Raw genomic sequence first — 21,588 nt, forward strand, 5'->3', positions numbered from 1 at the left:
GAAAAGCGATAAGCGGCGTATGCGCGATACATACGCCGCCTGTTCAGGCAGGTTAGTTTGCTGCGGCTTTCGCCACAGCAAGGCCGTCATCTATTTTTTCACGGCAGGATGGATGAAAAACGGCAGCGTTTCTTCATCCACTCGCGGCGTAAAGGTGACGCTATTGGCGCGGGAAGCCCAAACCGACGACAGTTGCACCACCGGAATGATGTCATAATTATCCAGCGTTGAAGTCATCGCCTCCTGGAACAGCTGCTTGCGCCGATCGTTGTCCAGCGTCCGCATGGCGGTGGCAATCAGCTCATCGCTTTTGGGATTGGAAACGTGCGATACGTTGAACGCCCCCAACCCTTTGCTCTTGTCATTGGTATGGGCGATTGAAGACAGCGTATAGCCCGCTTCACCGCTTACCGAGCCCCAGCCGGCCATGGTCATGACGTAATCGCCGCGCGTACGGGCGGGAACGAATACGGTACGCGACAACGCATTAACCTGCGTATCGATGCCGATACGGGCAAACATCTGGCCCAGCGCCGTACAGGTCGCGCCATCGCCGGGGAAACGGTCGCTGGTGCAGTGCAGCGGCAGTTTGAAACCATCAGGATACCCCGCCTCCGCCAGCAGTTGACGCGCTTTGGCGACGTTGTACTCAAGCTTCGGCGGGTTTGGCAACGCGCCGAAGAATTTATCGTCAATCAGCTGGTTGGCCGGTTTGGCGAAGCCTTCCAACGCGCGGTCGGCAATCGCCGAGCGGTCGATGGCCAGCGACAACGCCTGACGAACCAGCGGTTTGCTCAGCGGATTTACCTCCAGCGGCTTACCGGCTTTGTCGGTAACCAGATCGCTGTGCGCACGCTGATCCGGATAGAGCAGAAAGACGTAGATCGACTGCCCCTGCACGACGCTGACGTCGCGGTTACGACGCATTTTCTCCACGTCGGAGAAAGGGACGTAGTTCACCACGTCCACGCGTTTAGACAGCAGCGCCGCCACGCGCGCGGCATCATTGGAAATTTCGGTAAAGACGACCTTATCCCAGTCCGGCTTTCCGCCCCAGTAGTCGTCGTTACGCGTGACTTCAAAACCGGTTCTTGCTTTAAAGCTGGCGAATTTGAACGGCCCGGTGCCGATCGCCGCTTTACCGCTGTTGAAATCTTCCACCGTTGCTTTACCGATCGAATGCGGCAGAATGCTGATCCGCGCCAGATCCTGCGGCAGCGCGGGGTTCGGCACGCTGGTCGTGACCTGAACGGTCAACGGTCCGGTAACCTCGACCTTGGTAATATTACGCGTATTAATCACCAGCCCGCCGTCAGGGCCGGCGGCGCCCGGTACGCGATCCAGCGAGAACTTCACATCCTCGGCCGTCAGCGGTTCGCCATTGTGGAATTTGACATTAGGACGAATGGCGAATTCCCATGTGACGTCGTTAATGGGATGCCAGCTTTCCGCCAAACCCGGCGCGATTTGCAGGTTCTCATCAAAGGTTACCAGCGCTTCATAAATGTTTTTAATGGCGGCGATTTGATGCCCCAACGCCATATAGTGCGGGTCCATCGCTTCCGGGCCGGCGCGTACGCCGATTTTCAGATCTTGTGCCTGCGCGCTGCCGACTGCGAGAGAGACAGCCAGCGATAACGCGGTAATTAATGTCCTGGATTTCACACCTACCATAATGCCTACTCCTTAATGAAGAATGGGTACCGCCTAAGTATTAAGATGACAAGCAGAAAAATGCCCCGACTCCACCTCGCGCAGCGCGGGCTCCTCCTGAGAGCAGCGGGCCATCGCATGCGGGCAACGGGGGTGAAACTTACAACCTTTCGGTGGCGACAACGGCGAGGGAATCTCCCCCTTGATGGGAATAAAGGTCTGACGCCGGGAGTTGAGCGTCAGCATGTTGCCCAGCAACGCCTGGGTATAAGGATGATTGGCCCGGCTAAATACGGCCTCCGCCGGCGCCAGTTCCACCAGTTTGCCCAGGTACATGATGGCCACGCGATCGCTCAGATGGCGCACCACGCCGAGATCGTGACTGACGAACAGATAGGTCAGCCGCAGACGTTCGCGCAGATCCATAAACAGGTTGATCACCTGCGCCTGAATCGATACGTCCAGTGCGGCGACGGCTTCATCGCACACCAGGAATTCAGGCTGCATGGCCAACGCGCGGGCAATGCCGATGCGCTGGCGCTGACCGCCGGAAAACTGGTGCGGGTAGCGGAAACGGTAAGCCGGATCGATGCCGGCCTGGTTCATCATTTCACAGACGTACTCATCCTGCTCGGCGGGCGAGATCAGACGGTGAAACAGCGGTCCTTCGGCAATAATGCGGTTGATGCGGTGCCGCGGATTCAGCGAGGCATAGGGATCCTGAAAGATCATCTGTACCCGCGTAGTGAGTTTCACTTCCCGGCGTCCCTGGGTGACGGCTACCGGTTCGCCGCGGAAAGTGACGCTGCCCGAAGTCGGCGCATGAATACCTGCGATCACGCGCGCCAACGTCGACTTACCGCAGCCGGATTCGCCCACCAGCCCCAGCACTTCGCCCTGTTTAATATTCAGCGACACGCCGTTAACCGCGTGCACGGCCGGGGCGTTAACCGCTCGCCCCAGCAAACGGGCCAGACGCTGATCCAACGACAACGGCAGCGGAAAACGCTTGTCGACGTTATTCATTTCCACCAGATTCATGAACTGACCTCCTGTTGCGCGGCGGCATGTTCGATAGCGCGGCGAGGATGAAAACAGCTCGCCGTCTGCCCATCGGCCCAGCATTGATGCCGCGGCGGCGTGCGGCAAACCTCGCTGGCATACGCGCAGCGGTTGCGAAAGGCGCAGCCGTCATCCAGCCCCAGTAGCGAGGGCGTCATTCCGGGGATCTGTTTTAAGGGTTTGCCCTGCTCGCCCTGTCCCGGAAGAGACTCAATCAACCCCAGCGTGTACGGGTGAGCGGGATGATCCAGCACCTGATCGGTGGCGCCGGACTCCACCACCCGCCCGGCATACATCACACAGATGCGATCGGCCAATCCGGCCACCACCGATAAGTCATGGGTGATCCAGACCAGCGCCACGCCCTCATCGCGAGCCAGCCGCTGTACTTCGGCCAAAATCTGCCCCTGGATGGTGACATCCAGCGCCGTCGTCGGCTCATCGGCGATAATCACGTCGGGGCGGTGCAAAATAGCGGTGGCGATGGCGACACGTTGCCGCATCCCGCCTGAGAGTTCATGCGGATAGGCGCGCAGCCGTTCATCCGGCGCCGGAATACCGGCTTTGACCAGCGCTTCCCGCGCCCGCAGCATCGCCTGTTTGCGCGGCACCCGCTCATGTACGGTAATGGCTTCAATCATCTGATCCGCCACCCGCATGACCGGGTTCAGCGTCATCATCGGATCCTGAAAAATCATCGCCATGCGCACGCCGCGCAGCGGACGCAGCGATTTTTCAGACAATCCCACCAGTTCCGTCTCGCCCAGGCGAATACTGCCGCCGTGAATTTTCCCCGGCGGATCGATAAGCCCCATGATGGAAAAACCGGTGACGCTTTTGCCGGAGCCTGATTCGCCCACCAAGCCCAGGATCTCGCCGCGGCGTAGCGCGAAATCCACGCCGTTGACCGCTTTGATGGTGCCTTGCTCCGTGCTGAAGTATGTTTGCAGGCCGCTCACGCGCAGCACTTCTTCACGATGGCGTTCTATATTTACGTTCATTTGCTCAACCTCGGATTCAGTACATCGCGCAGCTGGTCGCCGACCAGATTGATCGCCAGCATCAAAATCACCAGCGTGATGCCGGGGTAAACGCTCATCCAATAACGGCCGCTGAGCATATATTCGAAGCCGCGATAGATCAGACCGCCCAATGACGGCTCGGTGACCGGCAGCCCCACGCCAAGAAAAGAGAGCGTGGCTTCCAACACTATCGAACTGGCGATCTGGACCGACGCCACAACGATCAGCGGCGGCAGCACATTCGGCAGCAAATGGCCGAACATAATGCGCCGGGCGGGCAGCGGCACCGCGCTGGCCGCTTCGATATATTCTTTCTGCCGTTCAGCGAGCGCCGCCCCATGCACCGTGCGGGCGAAATAGGCATACTGCGCCGCCACCAGCGCCGCGATAACCTGAAACTGTCCCTGCCCCAGTATCGCCACCAGCACCAGCGCCAGCATCAGCGGCGGAAACGAAAGTTGCAGATCGACGATGCGCATCAATACCGCTTCGGTACGGCCGCCGATAAAACCCGCCATCAAACCGATTAACGCGCCAATCATCATCGCCGCCATACCGCTAATCAGGCCGATGGTCATGCTCAGACGCATGCCGTAGACGATGGCGCTGTAGAGATCCCGGCCGTCGGCATCGGTTCCCAGCACGTGCACATAGCCGCCGGTGCCGACCGAACCGGGGCTCAGCCGCGCATCCGCCAGTTCCAGAATCGACTGGTCGAAAGGATTCTGCGGCGTGATCCACGGCGCGAAGATCGCCATCAGCACCGCGATGAACAGCACCAGCAGCGCCAGGCTGGCGATATGACTGCGCCGGTAATTGCGCCAGACTTCGCGCAGATAACTTTCCCGGCGCAGCGGGGTATGTGGAGTGACGTCGCTCATTTTCGGCTCCCAAGACGAATTCGCGGATCAAGCAGGGAATACAGCATGTCGACCAGTAAATTAATGACGACGAACATCGCGGCGACCAACAGCAAATAGGACACCACCACCGGCTGATCCAGCGTGCGGATAGAATCGATGACCAGCTTGCCCGCCCCCGGCCAGGAGAAAATGGTTTCCGTGACGACGGAAAACGCCACCATCGCGCCGAACTCCAGCCCCAACACCGTAGTCAGCGGGATCAGTATGTTGCGCATCACATGGCGCAGCAGTATCCGCATCGGCGGCACTCCCTTGGCGCGGGCGAATTTGACATAGTCGGACAGAATCGCTTCCCGCACGCCGGCGCGGGTCAGACGGACAATCAGCGCCAGCCGGAACAGCGCCAAATTAACCGCCGGCAGCAGCAAATGCGCCCAGCCGTCCAGCGTCAGCACCGACCACGGAATACCCAATACCGTCACCGTTTCGCCTCTGCCGCCGGAAGAGAACCAGCCCAGCTCTACCGAAAAGATCAGGATCAGCATCAGCCCCATCCAGAATCCCGGCACGGAAAACGCCAGCACGCTGCCGCCCATAATGCTCTTACTCAGCCAGGAATCAGGACGGTAGCCCGCGTACATGCCCAACGGAACGCCGATGATAATGGTCATCGCCATTGCCACCACCGCCAGTTCAAGCGTGGCGGGCAGATATTCCAGAATTAGGCCCATCGCCGGCACGTTATAAATAAACGACTCGCCAAAATCGCCGTGCAGCGCGTTACGCAGAAAAACCAGATATTGCTCCCACATCGGCTTATCCAGCCCATAGCGGGCTATGGTTGCTTCGCGTAGCGCCTGATCCGCCTGTGGATTAATCAAAATATCGATGGGGTTGCCAATGGCGTACACCGCCATAAAAACCAGGATCGACATCAGCAGCAGCACCAAAAGCGACTGCCAGGCTCGAACAGTAAAAAAACTCAACATATCTCTATCCTTTGCGGCGCGATCGCTGGGGAATCAGCGCGATCGTCATTTCCCGCCGTCTACCGCCAACGTCTGGCCGGTAGTCCAGCCGCTGTGTTCCGAAGCCAGAAACAGCACCGCCGGCGCGATATCGCCGGCGACGCCGGTACGCCGCAGAGCAATGCTCTCCAGCAGCGCTTTTTGTCCCTCGGCGCCATAGGCCTCCCACTGAAGTTCGGTGGTTGGATTGGAGCGGACGAATCCGGGCGCTACCGCATTAACGGTGATGCCATACGGCCCAAGCTCGTGCGCAAGCTGGCGCGTCAGCGCGACTTCGGCCGCCTTGCTGGCCGCATAAGCCTGGATCCCGGTCAGGCTTATGCCCAGCCCGGCGATGCTGGAAATGGTGACGATACGTCCCCAGCCTTTACGCTTCATTGCGGGAACCACCGCCTGCGAAAACCAGAACATGGCGTCGCTGTTAACCGCAAAGATCCGCCGCCACGCCTCCTCGCTAATGGCGTCAATCGGATGCCCCGTCTGCCCGCATACGCCGCCGGCGACATTGATCAGCACATCTACTTCCCCGACGGATTTGACGAAGCTCTGTATTTCCTGACGTTGCGACACATCCACTACCGCCGTTTGAATATCGGCCTCCGGCGCCTGCGCCCGACAAAACGCCAGGCTTTGCGCCAATCCCGCGCTATCTATGTCGCATAGCCACAGATCCGCCCCCGCCTGCGCCAGACTGGCGGCGATTTCACGGCCAATCCCCTGGGCCGCGCCGGTAACAATTGCCTTGCGGCCATCAAACCTTATCTGCATAGCGTGTATTCCTCTGGGCCGCACGTAGAACACTCAGGTTTCCCCAGACGCGGGGAAGCCCATCTTCACAGGCATGAATCAGTTCAATCAGCCGCCGGGTTAATGGCACGGCGATACCGTGCCGCCGCGCGGCGTCCAGAATCGGCCCCAATTGGGCATCCACTTCGGTTCGACGCTGGCGTATCGCCAAGTCACGCCAGATACCGCTGTGCGTTTTTGTGGAGCGGCGGTTGTGTTCCACCATGGCATCCAGGCTGGCCAACGCCAGAGGCATCGGCGCATCGGGCGCATAGGCTGAAGGTTCGAACCCATCGAAAGCCTCCAGCGCGACGCCCTCGGCGGCGGCCACGGCGGCGATCTCCTTGCCTAAACTGATGAACACGTCGCGGTAATTTGGATGATCCAGACATTCCCAGATGGCGCCATCCGTTAAGGCAGTGGCGTAGAGCATCGCGCCGTACACCAGTTTGCCCCACAGATATCCCCAGATATTGTCGGTAAGAACGGCCCGGTCATCGAAGGTCTGCAACAGCGCGTGAACAGACTTAACCCGTTCGGTGGTTCGTCCGTCCAATTCGCCCACCACGACTGCGGCCCGGCCGCCGTACATGATATGACCGGGATAGAGATAGTCGGCGCCGAAGTTCACGAAGCACCCCATCGTCCGTTCCCGCCCCAGCACGGCGGCGATATCCAGTTCGTTCAGCCCGTTCTGAGCCGATACCACCACGCCGTTTTCCGTCAGAAACGGGCGCAGTTGCCGGCAGGCGAAAGCGGTGTGATGCGCCTTGACCGCTAAAAAGATTAGGTCGTAGCGTCCTTGCAGGTCTTCCGGCGTATACGCGCGCACCGCCAAATGCTGCTCGCGGATCGGGCCTTCGATATAAAGCCCGCCGCTATTCATGGCATCCACATGCATCTGTTCCTGATCGACAAATACAACCGGATAGCCGGCGGCGGCAAAAGCGGCCCCCAGGCTGGCGCCGATGGCGCCCGCGCCCCAAATCAGAATGGGAGTTTGCTGATCGGCATTCATACCCAGCCGTCCTCCAACAGTTGGCGCGTCTCGTCAACCGCGACCTGCCACAGTTGCTGCATCGTCTCGTCCGGTTTCTGGTAGTCGCCGCCGTAATTGCCGTCGCCTAGATAGCCGCGGGTTTCCAGCGGATCCAACATGCGCAGGCGCTCCAGATCGACCATCGGCTTCGCCCCGGACGGCGATGGCGCATGGGCCAGGCGGGTGATCGGGAAGTTTTCCATCCACGAGGCGTGCGACGCCACCGGGTCGATCTCCTTGACTTTTGCCCAGGTTTTGGGCGCATTCCACCAGTTGTGAAAGCGAACGCGATGGCCGGTATGCCGGGCCGCCCATTCCAGAGCCACCGCGGCGGCAGGCTGATTGCCGCCATGGCCGTTCAAAATCATGATGCGCCGGAACCCGTGGGCCGATAGGCTATCCAGTAAATCGGTTATCAATGCGGCATAGGTAGACACTTGCAGCGTCATGGAGCCGGGATACGCCATAAAATAGGGCGCCAGCCCGAACGGCACCGCCGGATAAACCGGAATGCCCAATGGCTCGGCGGCGGCGGCGCCGACCTCTTCGGACAAAATGGCATCGACGCACAAACTCAGATAGGCATGCTGCTCGGTGCTGCCGATGGGCAACACCACTCGGTCGTCATGCTGCAAATAGCTTTCAATATGTTGCCAATTACAATCGCGGACTCTCATTTTTACATTGCTCCTAACGATAAATGGCCACGTATAGCGGCGCGCCGATACGGGCATACCCGCGGTACATACCGGCGGTATTAAACGGCAGGGCGACATTACCCTCGGCGTCAACGGCTATCAGTCCGCCCTGCCCGCCCAGCTTGAGCTGGTTCTCATGGATTACCCGGCGGGCGGCTTCTTCCAGCGTCAATCCGGCATAGCGCATCAGCGCGCAGACGTCGTAAGCCACTACGCCGCGAATAAAGGTTTCTCCGGTTCCGGTTGTCGCGACCGCCGCGGTACGGTTATCCGCATAGCAACCCGCGCCGATAACCGCGCTGTCGCCCACCCGCCCCGGCGCTTTATTGGTCATGCCCCGGTTGAATTGGCGGCGGCGAGGTTTCCCCGTAAATCACGCGCCACGGCGCCGACGGTGCCGAACTTGGTTCGCGTATCAATAGGTTCGCCGGTATTGATCAAATCCGCGCCGTCATGATCCAGCACCAGACGCATCCCCCCCAGCTTCTGTACTTCATGCAGCTGTTGCAGACGTTCGGGCGTGTCGTAATAGGTCTGTTCCACCATCGCCAATCCGGCGCCGCGGGCGAATTCATCCGCGCCGGCGCCGGTTAACAGCACATACTCGCCTGATTCCATCAGCGCCCTGGCCGCTTCAATCGGGTTACGCACGTGACGCAGTTGAGCGACCGCGCCCGCCAGCAGCGATTCGCCATCCATAATGGAAGCATCAAGTTCATGGTCGGCATTGCTGGTGTACACCGCGCCTTTGCCCGCGTTGAACAGCGGACAATCCTCCAGTTGCCGCACCGCCTGAGTCACCGCGTCCAGCGCGCTGGCGCCGTCCGCCAGCGCCTTCTGTCCGGCGTCTAACACTGCGCGCAATGCGTCTTCATACTCGCGCTCTTTTTGCGGCGTGATTTTTAAGCGGTTAACCGTTCCGGCGCCGCCGTGAATAGCCAATATTGCGTTGTTACTCATTCTGCGTTCTTCCCCTTTCGCCGCCTGTTGCGGCTTTTCTGGCTATTACCGCCGCTGAACCGTTCATCGGTTTCCGCAGCCGGTTGATCGAGATAAAAATAAGGAAGCAGTTGCCCCGTCAGTTCCGCCGCGCTATTCAGTCCTTCCGGCGTTCGGTGCGCCATTGCGGCGGCCAGCGCTTCGATCAGCGCTATCGGGGCGACCATCGAACTGGAAAGCAACTGATGCTCCGCCGCCGCCAGCAGCGTGTGGTCGGCCAGCCCGACGAGCGGAGAACTTGGACGATCGGTCAGCGCCAGAATCGATGCGTTGCGCGAACGCGCAAAATGCATGATGCGGATCATGTCCGCGGAATAACGCGGGAAAGAGATCGACAGCAATAAATCCTGCTCGCCGATTTTCTGCAAATGGTGCAACGCCATTTCCGCACCGCCATAACTCGCCAGCGCATGAATATTCTGGCAATAGGCGGAGAAGCGGAAAGCGGCGATATTCGCCAGATGGATGCTGGTTCCCAGTCCGAAGCAATACACGTTGCGCGCGGAAGTAATCATGCGGATGGCCTGCTCAAGGCCGCTGCGGGTGGTTCGATCGCGCGTCTGGCCGATACTGACCTGCGAGCCGGACAGCGACTCATGCACCACCTCGTCCAACTGAGAATCGCGCCCCAGTTCATTCCGCAGCTTTTCCACCGGCGCCATCGACGGTTTGAATACCTGAAAAAGCGCATGACGAAATTCCGCATAGCCGGAATACCCCAATGCGACGGCAAAACGGTTGGCCGTGGCGATGGAAACCCCGGTGGCGGCCGCCAAACTCTCAATATTGCCGGAGGCGACCTGAAAGGCATTCTCCAGCACATAGTTGGCCAGTCTGCGCTGCGCGGCCGGCAGGCTGGGGGCGATGTAGGCAACCTGCTTGATGACTTCTGCTTCCAGATAATGCGATGTCGGCATCGGTTCCACCTGTTCGATTCAGTATGTGAAAAAGATAATTCATAAAAGCACATTTCATGAAAAATAATTTTCTTATGGCAGAAAATAATGGCCGCAAAAAATAAATTTCTCTTTTTAAAACAAAATATTATGTAATGAAAATAATTTTACGCCAGATTGGTATTAATGAAAATAACCTCTCACGCCGCCGGGGATGGCGGGGCTTTATCGCAACGCGGAAAGCGGCCGCAGCGCGGGTAAAATACTACCGGCCGCCGGGTGATGGGCGTGAGCCGCGGCGCCTACAGCGATTCGCGCCGCAGAAGCGGGCTGGCTATTTTGGTGATGTCGATGGTTTCCAAACGATTGATAATATGCAGCGTCGATTGGCGGCCTATTTCATAGTGCGGGAGTTGTACCGTGGTCAGCGCGGGCAGGAAAAGATCGCCGATGCCGACCAGATTGTCGTAGCCCAGAACCGCGACGTCTTGCGGGATGCGTATACCTTTTGACAGCAAAGTTTGATACACCAGAAACGCCACTCTGTCGTTGCCGCACACCACGGAATCAAACCGGGGTTTTCCGCGGTCAAAATACTGCTCGATAATCGTCACGGCATCGATGTAATACTCGTCGCCAAGACGGAGATGATGCTGCCACAGCTGTTGCGGATCGAGGGAAAATTCGCGGCAGGCGCGTTCAAGTCCCTGACGCCGCCGGGCGCTGGCCAGCCTCTCCTTCGGCAGATGAATGCACAATGGCTTACGGTAGCCCGCGCTGAGCAGAGCATGAACGCCGTCGTATTGTCCCTGTTCATCATCCGGTATATAGCTGGCTACCCCGCCCTGCTCGCTTTCGCAATTCGCCAGGACGCAGGGCAGGCTCAGCAGTTTTTTCGGTACCGGCACCGTGCGCAGTCCCATCGTGGTGTAAATAATCCCGGCTGGCCGGTGCGACAACAGTAAATCGACGATATCGTCCACACAGTCAGACATGAACATATTGACGACAAAGCTGTTCCAGCCGTGAGCGCGGGCCGTTTCTTCAATCGATAGGGTCATTTCAACTGAAAACGGCGTGGTTACGGTATCCAACGCCAGCACGCCAATGGTTTTCGGCGTGGCTCTGGCGCCACGGATTTTTTTCGCCGACAAATCGGGCACATAATTCAATGCCTCGATAGCCTGCTTAACGCGCTGATACGTTTCCGGCTTCAAACTATCCGGACTGTTCAACGCCCGCGATACCGTCATCAATGAAACGTTCGCCAGCTTTGCCACATCTTTTAAAGAAGCCATGCCGTCCCTTATTCCGTTGGTTAGTTCACAAAAACCCGCGACCTTATTCGCGACATGCCTGTCGATAACCCGAACCAGGCGATTTTTATGTGGTATGGGTTCGATTTTGGGTTATTTATTATATTCATGTCTTTAACGCCGTAATGAACCGATTTTTACTGATAAACATGACGGCGATCTCATAAAACCAATGTTAACGTTAACTATTGTGATTAACATCAGAATTCTGAAATTCCTCATCTTCTTTCCCCTCCCCGGTGAATGTTAACGTTAACTCGCGCAATTTGCTGACTACCCGGAGTAAATATGCGCCCCCACCAATAATGATGATGAGACCAATACGTGATGAAAAATACATATCTCTGTATTTCGCTTGCGCTGTTTGCAGGTCAGGCCGCGGCGGTAACAACGGAAAACGCCGCAGAAGCAGAACAGGAATTGCCGTCCGACAATAAAAACACCGGCAACTGGGACGTCGCCGCCCTGGGAACGACAGCGGCGGACGGCCAGCAACAAGATAATGTGGATATCGCCCGTATATCCCAGGAGCAGCAGTCGGTGCATTGGAATACGGTCGACAGTTCCCTGGATGCCGGAGGCCTGCACGGCAATATTGGCAGTAAAATCGAAATAGATGACACCCGCTGGAAAAACAACACCAAAAACGGCGGCAAATTTAAATTAGCGCTCATTCAGGCATGGTTGCGTCACGATGAATTACCGGGCTGGTATTTTGGTTATTGGAACGCCCGCGAAGATAGCTATAGCGGTCAATTTTCCAATCAGGATTACGGTAGCACCAATACCATTAACGAAATGTATATCGGTAAAATTAATGAATTTTATCGTGGTAATTGGGGGGTGGAAGTCCTGGGCGGAACGGAAAGCGCAAGCAAACGCTGGAAAGGCCGTCTGAAATTATGGGGAGAATCGCGTTTCACCGATAAATGGTCGGTTTCCGGCTATATATTCCGCGAATACCAACCGCAAAGCAACGATTCCGGCAACGGCGATCTGGAACACCACATCATGGAAATGGAGCCGGCGCTTCAATACCGGGTGAATCCGGATTTAGGTCTTTATATTCGCCCCTATTATTCCTGGGAAAAACAGGTTCGCCAGTCTTGGGGAAATATTATTGAAGAAGAATGGAAAGTGACTGCCGGATTATGGCGTAACTGGTATCCCCTGCTGACCTCGCTGTACGTCGGCTTTGGCAATGACAAAATATACAATCAGGCCAATCGATCGGAAGTCTTTTACAACGGGAAATACAATTTTATCGGCGCGACCGCCAGTTATCCCATTGTCGATAATCTACGTCTGTACGGCGAATTTAAAGCGCAGTTCACCAAATCGTATGGTCAATGGACCAATGAAGGCCATTCCTGGAATCCCTTTACTATCGTCGGTATCGAATACAGTTTCTGATGCATTCACTCATATGAAAATAATCTTTTAGTAAGCGAGATCACCATGTTTGCACCAAATAAAATTACCGCGGCTATTTTGATGGTTTTAATAACCTCGCTGAATGCCGCCTGCACCACATCCGCGTCGGCCGACAGCCAAAGTTCGGCGGCTAAAGAAGCCGGCGCAGAGGTTCACCGCGAAGTGAACGCATTTTTCCCGCGCGTGCCCGGTTCTTATATCGGCGATCCGATGCCGTACTCCGAGAATAACCAGTTTTATATTTTTCATCTTAATGATATTCGCGGCGGCAAAGATCTGGGCGTGCACGCTTTTCATTTGTTATCGACGAATAATTTGTATAACTACCAAAATCTGGGCGAAGTTATCCCCTATATTAACGATCTCGACAGCCCTGAACTGCTATTAGGCACCGGCTCGGTGATTAAAGTCGGCGATACTTATCACGCCTGGTATACCGCCCATAATCAGAATGTTTTTCCGGTGGAGTCGATTATGCATGCGACCAGTAGCGATATGCGCCACTGGACCAAGCACCCCAAAGACACGTTCCTGCCGGGAGAAAACTACCGGGCGAATGACTTCCGCGATCCGCACGTTGTCTATATCCCCGAAGAGCAACGCTACTGGATGCTGATCACCACCCGTCAGAACGGCACCGGCGTGATCGTCAAATATACCTCGACCGATCTGACTAGCTGGAAAGATGAAGGCGTACTGTTCCGCAATGATACGACAAGCCATGACGCCAATCTGGAATGTCCGACGCTGGTTTATTTCAACGGGCGGTGGTATCTCAGCTTTAGCGACCAGTGGCCGCACCGCCTGACGCAATACCGCATGGCGGAATCGCCGAACGGTCCTTTCGTTAAGCCGGATAATTTCTATTTTGACGGCCCCGGCCTATACGCGGGCAAATTGGTTGAAAAAGACAAGCGGCTGTTCGTTTTTGGTTGGGTGCCGACCAAAGCCGGCGAAGATAACGCCGGCAATATCGACTGGGCGGGCAACCTGATTGCCCATGAGTTAACCGCCGCGCCCAACGGCCAGCTAAAAACCAGACTACCGCAGGAAATAGCGGATGTATTCGCGCAAAAAGCCCCGCAACCCAGCCAACTGCATCCGCTATTGGCGAAAAACAGCGCCGCGTCATTTGGGGAAATCAGCAGTCAGGTATTTTCTCCATTGACCGGAACCACCGAAATTACCGGTAATTTTCCTATTAGCGGCGACGGCGCGATATTCAGCTTCGGCATGGATGACGATATACCGCAGAACGCGCCGCTGAATGTCGTATTTAATAAAAAAACCAACAAGGTTCTTTTTTATACCGCAGGAATAAACGATCTCCCCAAACGTAAGCCGGAAATGGGTATAGAAACGCCATTATCCGACAATATTAATCTGAAAATAATTATTGAGGACTCCATTGCCGTGTTCTACATCAACGACAATATCGCCTTTAGTACGCGCATGTACCATATTTCCGGCAAGAAATGGGCGATCAGCGTCCCCCAGAGCAATATCGATACCGGCGATCTGCGTATTCGGCATTTTTAATTACCGAGTCGCCTTATTTCTCACTGCATTGCGGTAGTTTTTCGCAAGGGAATTATTTATGAAAACGATTATCTCTAAAAAATGGGCGCTGCTCGCCATTACCGTTTTACCCATGACCGGTCAGGCGGCGATGGATGTCATGCGTAATGATGAAGGCACCGTAATTGGCGTCAATCCCTGGTCCTATCTGGATGAAAACGTTATGTGGACCACCACCCAATCCTCCTATGCCCACGGCGGCAAGGTACACGGCAATATCAAAAGCAAGTTCGAAGTTACCGATACCAACTGGAAAAACAACACCACGCATGACGGCTCGGATAACTTTGTTCTATCGCAGGCCGTGTTGCGTCACGATAGCCTTCCCTCCTGGTATCTGGCCTTTTACAACGGGCGGGAAACCGAATATCAGGGCAGTTTTACCAGCCAGAAATATGAACAGCAAACCCAGCGCACGCAGTTGATTTTTGGCTACAACCACCAGATTGGCCGGGGAGACGTAGGCGCGGAGCTGCTGGTCGGCAGCGAATCGCTGAATGAACGCTGGCAGGCGCGATACAAATTATACGGAACCTATCGCCTGACCGACCGTCTGTCGGCGTTCGGCTATTTCTATCAGGATCTACAGCATAAACGCTCCGCCGGCGCGGATTGGATTAATGACACGGATGTCACCACCAGCGAAATTGAACCCGGTCTGCAATATATTATTACCGACAGCACCGGCGTCTGGCTGCGCAGCCGCTATAGCGAAGGCAAGCTGGAACGTAAACAATGGGGAAATATCAACGATCGGGACTGGAGTACCAGCGTAGGCGTCTGGCATAACTGGGACAACAGCCTGACCACCACCCTGCATAGCGGCATCGGCCACTACCGCAAATACAATGCCCGCCCCGAAGACGGCGAAGTGTTCCAGAACACCCGCTATAAATATGTCGCGCTAGGCGCCAACTACCCAATCAGCAAGCGATTTAATATTTCCGGGGAAGTAAAAGCCTCGGATGATAAGCAATCCGGCAGTTGGGTCACCGGCGGCAAAGCCATCAATATGTCCTATATGCTGTCAGCCGACTTCAATTTCTGATCTTGCGGTACGGCTGTTTCGGTGCGCCGGTTCGGCGGCGCGCCGTATTGTAAAACGCGCCGGATTTTTAGATAGCCCGCATTTGCAAGCCAATAGATGGCATGGTGAAAAAGCGTGGTTTTTCATTTACGCGCCGCGCGGCATGAGAAAATTTTTATATTTTTTAGTTATTAGAAAAGTAATTTATATTTATTCCAACTTCCCCTAAAGAATGTGTCGTATGAGGGAATAAATTATGCCAACTTTGCGTATGCAGAGGAAAAAATTCGCGGAATAGTAAAAAACCTCAATATTACAGCTATATTTTCCTGCGCTTTTGCGCCACGGGAAATACGCCGCAATCTGACGATCCGCAGCATGCCTGATCTTAGTGAGTATAGATAACCATTCTGGTGCGCAATGCACTTATGAGGGGCAGGAAAATAAGCCGGATTTACGCCATCAAAAAAACAGATTGCACACATCATATTTAATCGATTCTACATATCGCTACCGCTGGCTAGTATCGGGATAAGCGGCAATGACGCGCGCCGCAACGGAAGTTTCCGGGGATATCTCCTGAATAATTCAGCGCGGCTAGTGCGTCTGCCCCTGAAGCCGAACGGATATAAGTCATTCCATTCATTATGCGGGAAAGCACCAGTATGAAAAAGAGTTCTGCACAATTAACAAATTCAGCAGATAAAGATGAATCATTGCTAATGGGGGTAATATTTACCTGCGTGCAAATAGTTATTTTTTTTAGTTTCGTCCTTATTTGCGCCTTTAACGTTCCGCTATTAAGCCGGGAATTTTTAAATTCCGGCATACCGCTGTCCTTTGTTCTGGGAATGCTGGTTATCGTCAGTGGAATCATTTTAACCGCCGCGTATGTGGCTATCGCTAACCGGGCCTCGGAGAAATAATGATGAAGATGTTGATTTTTCTTTGTTCGCTGCTGGCGATGAATTCAGCGTATGCGGATACCGGCGTCGCCCAGGGAGCCAGTTCCACCGCTATCACGCTGTTCCTGCTGATTATCGCCGTCACGCTGTATATCACCTGGTGGGCGGCGAAAAGAACGCGAACGGCCAGTGACTTTTACAACGCCGGCGGTCAAATATCCGGCTTCCAGAACGGTCTGGCCATCGCCGGCGACGCCATGTCCGCCGGCGCGCTGCTGGGACTAAGCGCGCTGGTGTTCACCAGCGGTTTCGACGGTCTGATCTATGCCATCGGCTACACCACCGGTCTGCCGCTTGTGGTATTCCTGATGGCGGGCAGAATGCGGCGGATGGGCAAGTTCACCTTTATCGACGTCGTCTGTTCGCGCCTGGAGGGCCGCTCCGTACGCGTGTTTTCCGCCTGCGCCTCGCTGATTATCGTGCTGTTTTATCTGATTGCGCAGATGGTGGGCGCCGGTCAACTGATACAGATGCTCTTCGGCATCGATTACGTTTACGCCATTATGCTGGTCGGCATTCTGATGGTGCTATACGTCACGTTCGGCGGCATGATGGCGACCACCTGGGTACAGATCGTCAAGGCGGTGCTGATGATCTGCGGCTGTTTGTTCATCAGTTTTCTGGTCATGAAGAGCGCCGGTTACAGCTTTAGTCAATTGCTGAACGACGCGGTGGGCGTTCATCCGTCCGGCCAAAATATTCTGCTGCCGTCGGCGCTGGCCCGCGATCCGGTATCAGGTATTTCCCTTGCCATCGCGCTGATGCTCGGCACGGCCGGCCTGCCCCATGTTTTGATGCGCTTTTTCACCGTGCCCGATGCCCGCGCCGCGCGTAGCTCCGTACTGTGGGCCACCATCTTTATGAATGGCTTCTATGCGATGATTTTCATCATCGGCTTCGGCGCGCTCTATCTGTTGCGTACTCAGCCGCAGTTGTTCGATGCGAGCGGAGCGTTAATCGGCGGGACCAATACGGCGGCGCTGCATCTGGCCTACGCTCTCGGCGGCGATCCCCTGTTCGGTTTCCTGTCCGCCGTGGCGTTCGCCACCATTCTGGCCGTGGTCGCCGGTCTGACCATTTCCGGGGCGTCGGCTATCAGCCATGATATCTACGGTTGCCTGTTCGGCAGAAAACCCGGCTCGGAGCAGCGCGAAATGCGCATTATGAAAGCCGCCGTGCTGGTGTTGGGCATCATTGCCGTGCTGCTGGGCATCGCGTTCAAAGGCCAGAATATCGCCTACATGATTAGCCTGGCGTTCTCTATTTCCTGTTCCTCCACCTTTCCGGTGCTGATTCTGGCGATCTACTGGCGGAGATTTTCCGCCCGCGGCGCGGTATGGGGCGGAGCGACGGGACTGATTGCATCGCTGGCGCTCACCATATTGGGGCCGTCCGTTTGGGTAAAAGTATTGGGATACGCCGCGCCGGCATTTTCCATCGATCCGCCGGCGATTATTACCGTGCCGCTGGCGTTCACGGTCGCCATCGCGGTTTCACTGCTGGAACGGCGTCCGCTGCAATATGCCCAGCGCCAGGTCTCCTGAACCGCGCCTGTTTTTCATTTTTATCGATTATTCATAATTAATCCGCCGGCGGTCCGCGCGCCGCCCGGCGTCAACACCAGGGAAACCACAGCATGAGTAAACAATTTACCGCCCAATCCGGCGCCTTCGCCGAATTGATGAACATTCGCGGCGGCGCGCCGCTGCCCGACGACGAAGTAAAGGTTACCGGCGGCGATCCGTTCTTCGCCACGCCGTTTCGCATCGGCGAAACGGCGGCGGCGGCGTTGGCGGCCCGCGGCGTCGCCGCCAACGATTTGTGGGAGTTGCGCACCGGCGAACGGCAGCGCATCGCCGTGGACGTCCGCGCGGCGGCGGCGACCTCGCTGGGCGGCGGCGATATGACGCTGCGCCGGGACGAGAACGGCGTATTCCAGCCCATCCCGGTTTCCGATGCCATCAAACATATGGTGTCGCTAACGCAGCCGTGGCAAACGGCGGACGGCGGTTGGCTATTGCCGCATACCAATCTGCCCCATCTTGAGCGGCGTATACTGGACGTTTTGCAATGCGAGAGCACGCCGGAATCAATTAGCGCAGGGGTGCGGCGCTGGAACGCCGATGAGTTGGAAGAAGCGATAGCGGAGGCAAAAGCCTGCGCCGGCAAGGTCCGCACCGCCGAAGAGTGGCTGCGCCATCCGCACGGCGCTTATCTGGCTTCCCGTCCGGTGGTGGAGATCACCAAGATCGCCGACGGCGAGCCGGAACCGCTGCCCGCCGGCGACCAACCGGCTTCCGGCATTCGGGTGCTCGATCTGACGCGTATCCTGGCCGGCCCGACGGCGGGAATCGGTTTTGCCGAGCACGGCGCCGACGTACTCATGGTGACCGCGCCGGATCTGCCGCAGGTTCCCGCGTTCGTGCGCGATACCAGCCACGGCAAACGCAGCTGTTTCCTCGATTTCCGCCAGCCGGATCAGGCGGCCAAGTTAGCGGAACTGGTGCGAGACAGCGATGTATTTATCGACGGCTACCGGCCGGGACGACTGGCGGCGCATGGTTTTGGCGTTGACGAACTGATGAATATGCGACCGGGTTTGATCCACATTTCCGTCAACTGTTTCGGCTCAGGCGGTCCCTTCGCCGACCGTGCCGGCTGGGATCAGGTCGCGCAGGCGGTAACCGGTATTTGCCATACCCACGGACTGGCGATCGGCGCCGGCCAGCCCAAGCTGACGCCGGTATTTATGTGCGACTTTCTGACCGGCTTTCTGGCGACGTTCGGCGGCATGTTGGCGCTGGCGCGGCGCGCGCGCGAGGGCGGCAGCTATCGCGTTCAGGTATCGCTTTGTCAGTCGGCGATGCTGTTGCAGCGTCAAGGCTTGCTGGATGACTTTGCCGGCGCGCCGGGCCGGCTCAGCCCCGAAGAGTTCGAATCGCTGGCGGTATGCGACGAAAACACCTGCTACGGCGATCTGAAGTCATTAGGACCGGTGCTGGATATGTCCGCCACGCCCTGCCGATGGTTCGGCACCACGCCGTCGTTGGGCGGCGATCGGCCGATGTGGCGTACGCGGCGCGGCGCATAGCGCCCTCCCCGACTGCACCATCATGGCGCAATGCGCCATGATGCGTACGCTTTCTGGCGACAAAAAGCGGCGCATGACAGCGCAAAAATCGTATCTCATTGAATAATGATATTTAATTTCCCCATTAAACGTGGCGCGATTTTTGCAACCATCTGTATATTGAATGACGAAATCGATAATCGATTCAATTTTCGGATGATGATATGAAAATCTGCGAACTGATGACCTTTGCCGCCGTCGCGCGCTGCGCGAATATCACGGCCGCCGCCAGAGAACTGAATACCGTGCAATCCAACGTCACGACGCGCATTCGGGCGCTGGAAAACCATATCGGCCTACCATTGCTGGAGCGTCACAGCCGGGGCGTGGCGCTGACCGGCGCCGGGCAGCGTTTACTGCCCTATGCGCAGCAGGCGGTCGCCCTACTGGACGAGGCGACGCGGGTCGCGCGCGATGAGGGCGAGGCGCAGGGACCGCTGGTGCTGGGCTCGATGGAAACCACGCTCGCCGTGCGCCTGCCCGACGTGCTGGCGCGTTTTCATGCGCGCTATGCCGACGTACAGTTGGTGATGAAAATCGATTCGACCGCCGCGCTGGTCGAACGCGTGTTAAACAACGAAGTGTATGGCGCGTTTGTCGCCGGTCCGATTGACCACCCGCTGCTGAGCGTAGAACCGGCGTTCGAGGAGGAACTGGTGCTGGTTACGCCGCGTCGCTGGCCGACCTTGCAGGCGTTTCGTCTGGATAGCCAGCCGGTGACGGCGCTGATGTTCCGCATGGGCTGCGCCTACCGGCAACGCCTGGAGCAGCTATTGGTCTATCTCGGCAGGCCTTCGTTCCAGCGGCTGGATTTCGGCTCGCTGGACGGCATCCTCGGCTGCATCGGCGCCGGCGTGGGGATTACGCTGCTGCCGCGATCGGTGGTGGAAAATTCCGGCCTGGCCGCCAGTTTGCAGGTGCATACCATAGACGAGTCGATCGCGCGCGTCTCGACGCTGTTTATCCGCCGCCGGGAGGCGCAGCAAACCACGACGATGCGCTTGTTTCTCGACTGCCTGAGTGAAGAAAAGCCCATGCCGATAGCCGTTTAGCGCATTAAAAATGCCTTATCGCGCCGTTGCGCGCGCACAGGATGCAAATCCTACCGATATTGCGTTTATTTGCGTACTCGTATTCACTTCACGGCGACGCGACATTCCGCTTCCGCCTGATAGCTAACCAGCGTGTCCCGGTACGGCAATGCGGTCATCGCGCCTTTCGAGGTGGTCGCCAGCGCGCCGCAGGCCTGAGCCTGCGCGATGATAGCCGGCAGCTTCGCGCCGTCCCGCCATTGCGCGCCCATCTCGCTCAACCCGGCCAGCAGGCCGGCGACAAACGCATCCCCGGCGCCGGTGGTATCCACCGCCCGCACGGCGCGAGCCGGATAGAATGTCATTTGACCGGGGCGTCCCGCCCAGGCGCCGGCCTTACCCTGGGTTACCACCAGCAGCGACGGGCTGATTTCATTACCCAACGCCGCCATCGCCCGGCCGACGTCCTCAATCTCCGTGATCAGCGTCAGTTCTTCATCAGAGAGTTTCACCACATCGGCCAGCGCCAGCGCCTGTTTTACGCAGGTTCGCATCCGGCCGCGGTCCGGCCACAGATCGTCGCGCAGATTGGCGTCAAAACTGAGCCAGCCGCCGGCCTGCCTGACTGCCGCCATCGCCTGCAACGTGGTGGATCGCGATGGCTCCGCCGCCAGCGCGATGGAACAACAGTGCAGCCATTCCCCAGCGGAAAAAGCGGGTAAATCGGCAGGCTCAAGAAACAGATCGGCGCCCGGCCGCACCATAAAGGTAAACTGCCGTTCCCCCTCTTCGTTCAACGTAACCAACACGATGGAGGTGCGATGCAGAGCGTCGTAGTGCAGGTATGAAGTATCGACGTTTTCTTGTTGCAGCACTTGCTGCAAACGATGGCCAAAGGGTTCATCGCCCACGCGGCCAATAAACGCGCTGTTGCCGTTTAACCGGGCTATGCCGACGGCCACGTTAGCCGGCGCGCCGCCGGGACAAGGTAATAAACGCTGCATATCATCAGCGAACAGATCAATTACCGCATCGCCCAACACCCAGACTTTACTCGCCAT

At 57.0% G+C, this 21,588-nt stretch carries 18 protein-coding genes and 1 pseudogene; 7 read left to right on the top strand and 12 right to left on the bottom strand.

The genetic code is table 11. The annotated features are described in order from the left end of the window. Positions 1 to 90: 90 nt before the first annotated feature. The 11 genes and pseudogenes from HC231_RS11790 to HC231_RS11840 form a co-directional block, all read right to left on the bottom strand. Complete coding sequence (locus HC231_RS11790; RefSeq protein ID WP_208231134.1) at positions 91 to 1,674, bottom strand: ABC transporter substrate-binding protein; 1,584 nt, start codon at positions 1,672 to 1,674, stop codon at positions 91 to 93. 33 nt (positions 1,675 to 1,707) lie between these two features. Then, on the bottom strand, positions 1,708 to 2,694 hold the full coding sequence (locus HC231_RS11795) for an ABC transporter ATP-binding protein (RefSeq protein ID WP_208231135.1): 987 nt from the start codon (positions 2,692 to 2,694) through the stop codon (positions 1,708 to 1,710). Then, complete coding sequence (locus HC231_RS11800; RefSeq protein ID WP_208231136.1) at positions 2,691 to 3,716, bottom strand: ABC transporter ATP-binding protein; 1,026 nt, start codon at positions 3,714 to 3,716, stop codon at positions 2,691 to 2,693. Before HC231_RS11800 ends, HC231_RS11795 begins: the two co-directional genes overlap by 4 nt. After that, on the bottom strand, positions 3,713 to 4,618 hold the full coding sequence (locus HC231_RS11805) for an ABC transporter permease (RefSeq protein ID WP_208231137.1): 906 nt from the start codon (positions 4,616 to 4,618) through the stop codon (positions 3,713 to 3,715). The genes HC231_RS11800 and HC231_RS11805 overlap by 4 nt, the downstream gene beginning before the upstream one ends. Then, a complete protein-coding gene (locus tag HC231_RS11810) occupies positions 4,615 to 5,589 on the bottom strand; it encodes an ABC transporter permease (RefSeq protein ID WP_208231138.1) in 975 nt (324 codons plus the stop codon). Before HC231_RS11810 ends, HC231_RS11805 begins: the two co-directional genes overlap by 4 nt. Before the next feature lie 45 nt (positions 5,590 to 5,634). Continuing rightward, positions 5,635 to 6,396, bottom strand: a complete 762-nt coding sequence (locus tag HC231_RS11815; protein ID WP_208231139.1) for an SDR family NAD(P)-dependent oxidoreductase — start codon at positions 6,394 to 6,396, stop codon at positions 5,635 to 5,637. Then, positions 6,380 to 7,432, bottom strand: coding sequence for a ketopantoate reductase family protein (locus HC231_RS11820; protein ID WP_208231140.1), 1,053 nt, complete (start codon positions 7,430 to 7,432; stop codon positions 6,380 to 6,382). The genes HC231_RS11815 and HC231_RS11820 overlap by 17 nt, the downstream gene beginning before the upstream one ends. Continuing rightward, complete coding sequence (locus tag HC231_RS11825; protein WP_208231141.1) at positions 7,429 to 8,130, bottom strand: creatininase family protein; 702 nt, start codon at positions 8,128 to 8,130, stop codon at positions 7,429 to 7,431. The genes HC231_RS11820 and HC231_RS11825 overlap by 4 nt, the downstream gene beginning before the upstream one ends. Before the next feature lie 13 nt (positions 8,131 to 8,143). After that, positions 8,144 to 9,111 (bottom strand): annotated as a pseudogene (locus tag HC231_RS11830) (isoaspartyl peptidase/L-asparaginase family protein). Further along, a complete protein-coding gene (locus tag HC231_RS11835) occupies positions 9,108 to 10,067 on the bottom strand; it encodes a MurR/RpiR family transcriptional regulator (RefSeq protein WP_208231142.1) in 960 nt (319 codons plus the stop codon). The pseudogene HC231_RS11830 and the gene HC231_RS11835 overlap by 4 nt, the downstream one beginning before the upstream one ends. Positions 10,068 to 10,348: 281 nt before the next feature. Continuing rightward, positions 10,349 to 11,344 (bottom strand): LacI family DNA-binding transcriptional regulator, encoded by a 996-nt coding sequence (locus tag HC231_RS11840; protein ID WP_208231143.1) that lies wholly within the window; start codon positions 11,342 to 11,344, stop codon positions 10,349 to 10,351. Between the two features lie 345 nt (positions 11,345 to 11,689). On the opposite strand from HC231_RS11840, the gene HC231_RS11845 reads away from it, so the two are divergent. The 7 genes from HC231_RS11845 to HC231_RS11875 all read left to right on the top strand — a co-directional run bounded on the left by HC231_RS11845 (position 11,690) and on the right by HC231_RS11875 (position 20,548). Continuing rightward, the gene (locus HC231_RS11845; RefSeq protein ID WP_208231316.1) at positions 11,690 to 12,775 is read left to right on the top strand and encodes an OmpG porin family protein; all 1,086 of its coding nucleotides are present in this window, start codon (positions 11,690 to 11,692) and stop codon (positions 12,773 to 12,775) included. 45 nt (positions 12,776 to 12,820) lie between these two features. After that, entirely contained in the window at positions 12,821 to 14,335 is a 1,515-nt protein-coding gene (locus tag HC231_RS11850) for a glycoside hydrolase family 32 protein (RefSeq protein ID WP_208231144.1), read from the top strand. A 58-nt stretch (positions 14,336 to 14,393) separates the two neighbouring features. Next, complete coding sequence (locus HC231_RS11855; RefSeq protein ID WP_246494779.1) at positions 14,394 to 15,422, top strand: OmpG porin family protein; 1,029 nt, start codon at positions 14,394 to 14,396, stop codon at positions 15,420 to 15,422. A 644-nt stretch (positions 15,423 to 16,066) separates the two neighbouring features. Further along, positions 16,067 to 16,327: a DUF485 domain-containing protein gene (locus tag HC231_RS11860; RefSeq protein WP_208231145.1), complete on the top strand. Its 261-nt coding sequence runs from the start codon at positions 16,067 to 16,069 to the stop codon at positions 16,325 to 16,327. Further along, positions 16,327 to 17,910 carry a sodium:solute symporter family transporter gene (locus tag HC231_RS11865; RefSeq protein WP_208231146.1) on the top strand — a complete coding sequence of 528 codons (1,584 nt, stop codon included), beginning with the start codon at positions 16,327 to 16,329 and terminating at the stop codon, positions 17,908 to 17,910. Before HC231_RS11860 ends, HC231_RS11865 begins: the two co-directional genes overlap by 1 nt. A gap of 92 nt (positions 17,911 to 18,002) precedes the next feature. Then, positions 18,003 to 19,457, top strand: coding sequence for a CoA transferase (locus tag HC231_RS11870; protein WP_208231147.1), 1,455 nt, complete (start codon positions 18,003 to 18,005; stop codon positions 19,455 to 19,457). Positions 19,458 to 19,660: 203 nt separating this feature from the next. Further along, entirely contained in the window at positions 19,661 to 20,548 is an 888-nt protein-coding gene (locus HC231_RS11875) for a LysR substrate-binding domain-containing protein (protein WP_208231148.1), read from the top strand. 83 nt (positions 20,549 to 20,631) lie between these two features. Here HC231_RS11875 and HC231_RS11880 read toward each other — a convergent pair whose 3' ends face one another. Continuing rightward, a complete protein-coding gene (locus HC231_RS11880) occupies positions 20,632 to 21,588 on the bottom strand; it encodes an aminoimidazole riboside kinase (RefSeq protein WP_208231149.1) in 957 nt (318 codons plus the stop codon).

This window comes from Brenneria izadpanahii, assembly GCF_017569925.1.
GTDB lineage: Bacteria > Pseudomonadota > Gammaproteobacteria > Enterobacterales > Enterobacteriaceae > Brenneria > Brenneria izadpanahii.

Coding starts and splice junctions, on each gene's coding strand:
- HC231_RS11820 (WP_208231140.1), bottom strand. CDS start 7,432: ATGAATGCCGATCAGCAAACTCCCATTCTGATTTGGGGCGCGGGCGCC.
- HC231_RS11865 (WP_208231146.1), top strand. CDS start 16,327: ATGATGAAGATGTTGATTTTTCTTTGTTCGCTGCTGGCGATGAATTCA.
- HC231_RS11835 (WP_208231142.1), bottom strand. CDS start 10,067: ATGCCGACATCGCATTATCTGGAAGCAGAAGTCATCAAGCAGGTTGCC.
- HC231_RS11795 (WP_208231135.1), bottom strand. CDS start 2,694: ATGAATCTGGTGGAAATGAATAACGTCGACAAGCGTTTTCCGCTGCCG.
- HC231_RS11880 (WP_208231149.1), bottom strand. CDS start 21,588: ATGGCGAGTAAAGTCTGGGTGTTGGGCGATGCGGTAATTGATCTGTTC.
- HC231_RS11840 (WP_208231143.1), bottom strand. CDS start 11,344: ATGGCTTCTTTAAAAGATGTGGCAAAGCTGGCGAACGTTTCATTGATG.
- HC231_RS11875 (WP_208231148.1), top strand. CDS start 19,661: ATGAAAATCTGCGAACTGATGACCTTTGCCGCCGTCGCGCGCTGCGCG.
- HC231_RS11825 (WP_208231141.1), bottom strand. CDS start 8,130: ATGAGAGTCCGCGATTGTAATTGGCAACATATTGAAAGCTATTTGCAG.
- HC231_RS11805 (WP_208231137.1), bottom strand. CDS start 4,618: ATGAGCGACGTCACTCCACATACCCCGCTGCGCCGGGAAAGTTATCTG.
- HC231_RS11850 (WP_208231144.1), top strand. CDS start 12,821: ATGTTTGCACCAAATAAAATTACCGCGGCTATTTTGATGGTTTTAATA.
- HC231_RS11855 (WP_246494779.1), top strand. CDS start 14,394: ATGAAAACGATTATCTCTAAAAAATGGGCGCTGCTCGCCATTACCGTT.
- HC231_RS11870 (WP_208231147.1), top strand. CDS start 18,003: ATGAGTAAACAATTTACCGCCCAATCCGGCGCCTTCGCCGAATTGATG.
- HC231_RS11860 (WP_208231145.1), top strand. CDS start 16,067: ATGAAAAAGAGTTCTGCACAATTAACAAATTCAGCAGATAAAGATGAA.
- HC231_RS11800 (WP_208231136.1), bottom strand. CDS start 3,716: ATGAACGTAAATATAGAACGCCATCGTGAAGAAGTGCTGCGCGTGAGC.
- HC231_RS11845 (WP_208231316.1), top strand. CDS start 11,690: ATGAAAAATACATATCTCTGTATTTCGCTTGCGCTGTTTGCAGGTCAG.
- HC231_RS11790 (WP_208231134.1), bottom strand. CDS start 1,674: ATGGTAGGTGTGAAATCCAGGACATTAATTACCGCGTTATCGCTGGCT.
- HC231_RS11810 (WP_208231138.1), bottom strand. CDS start 5,589: ATGTTGAGTTTTTTTACTGTTCGAGCCTGGCAGTCGCTTTTGGTGCTG.
- HC231_RS11815 (WP_208231139.1), bottom strand. CDS start 6,396: ATGCAGATAAGGTTTGATGGCCGCAAGGCAATTGTTACCGGCGCGGCC.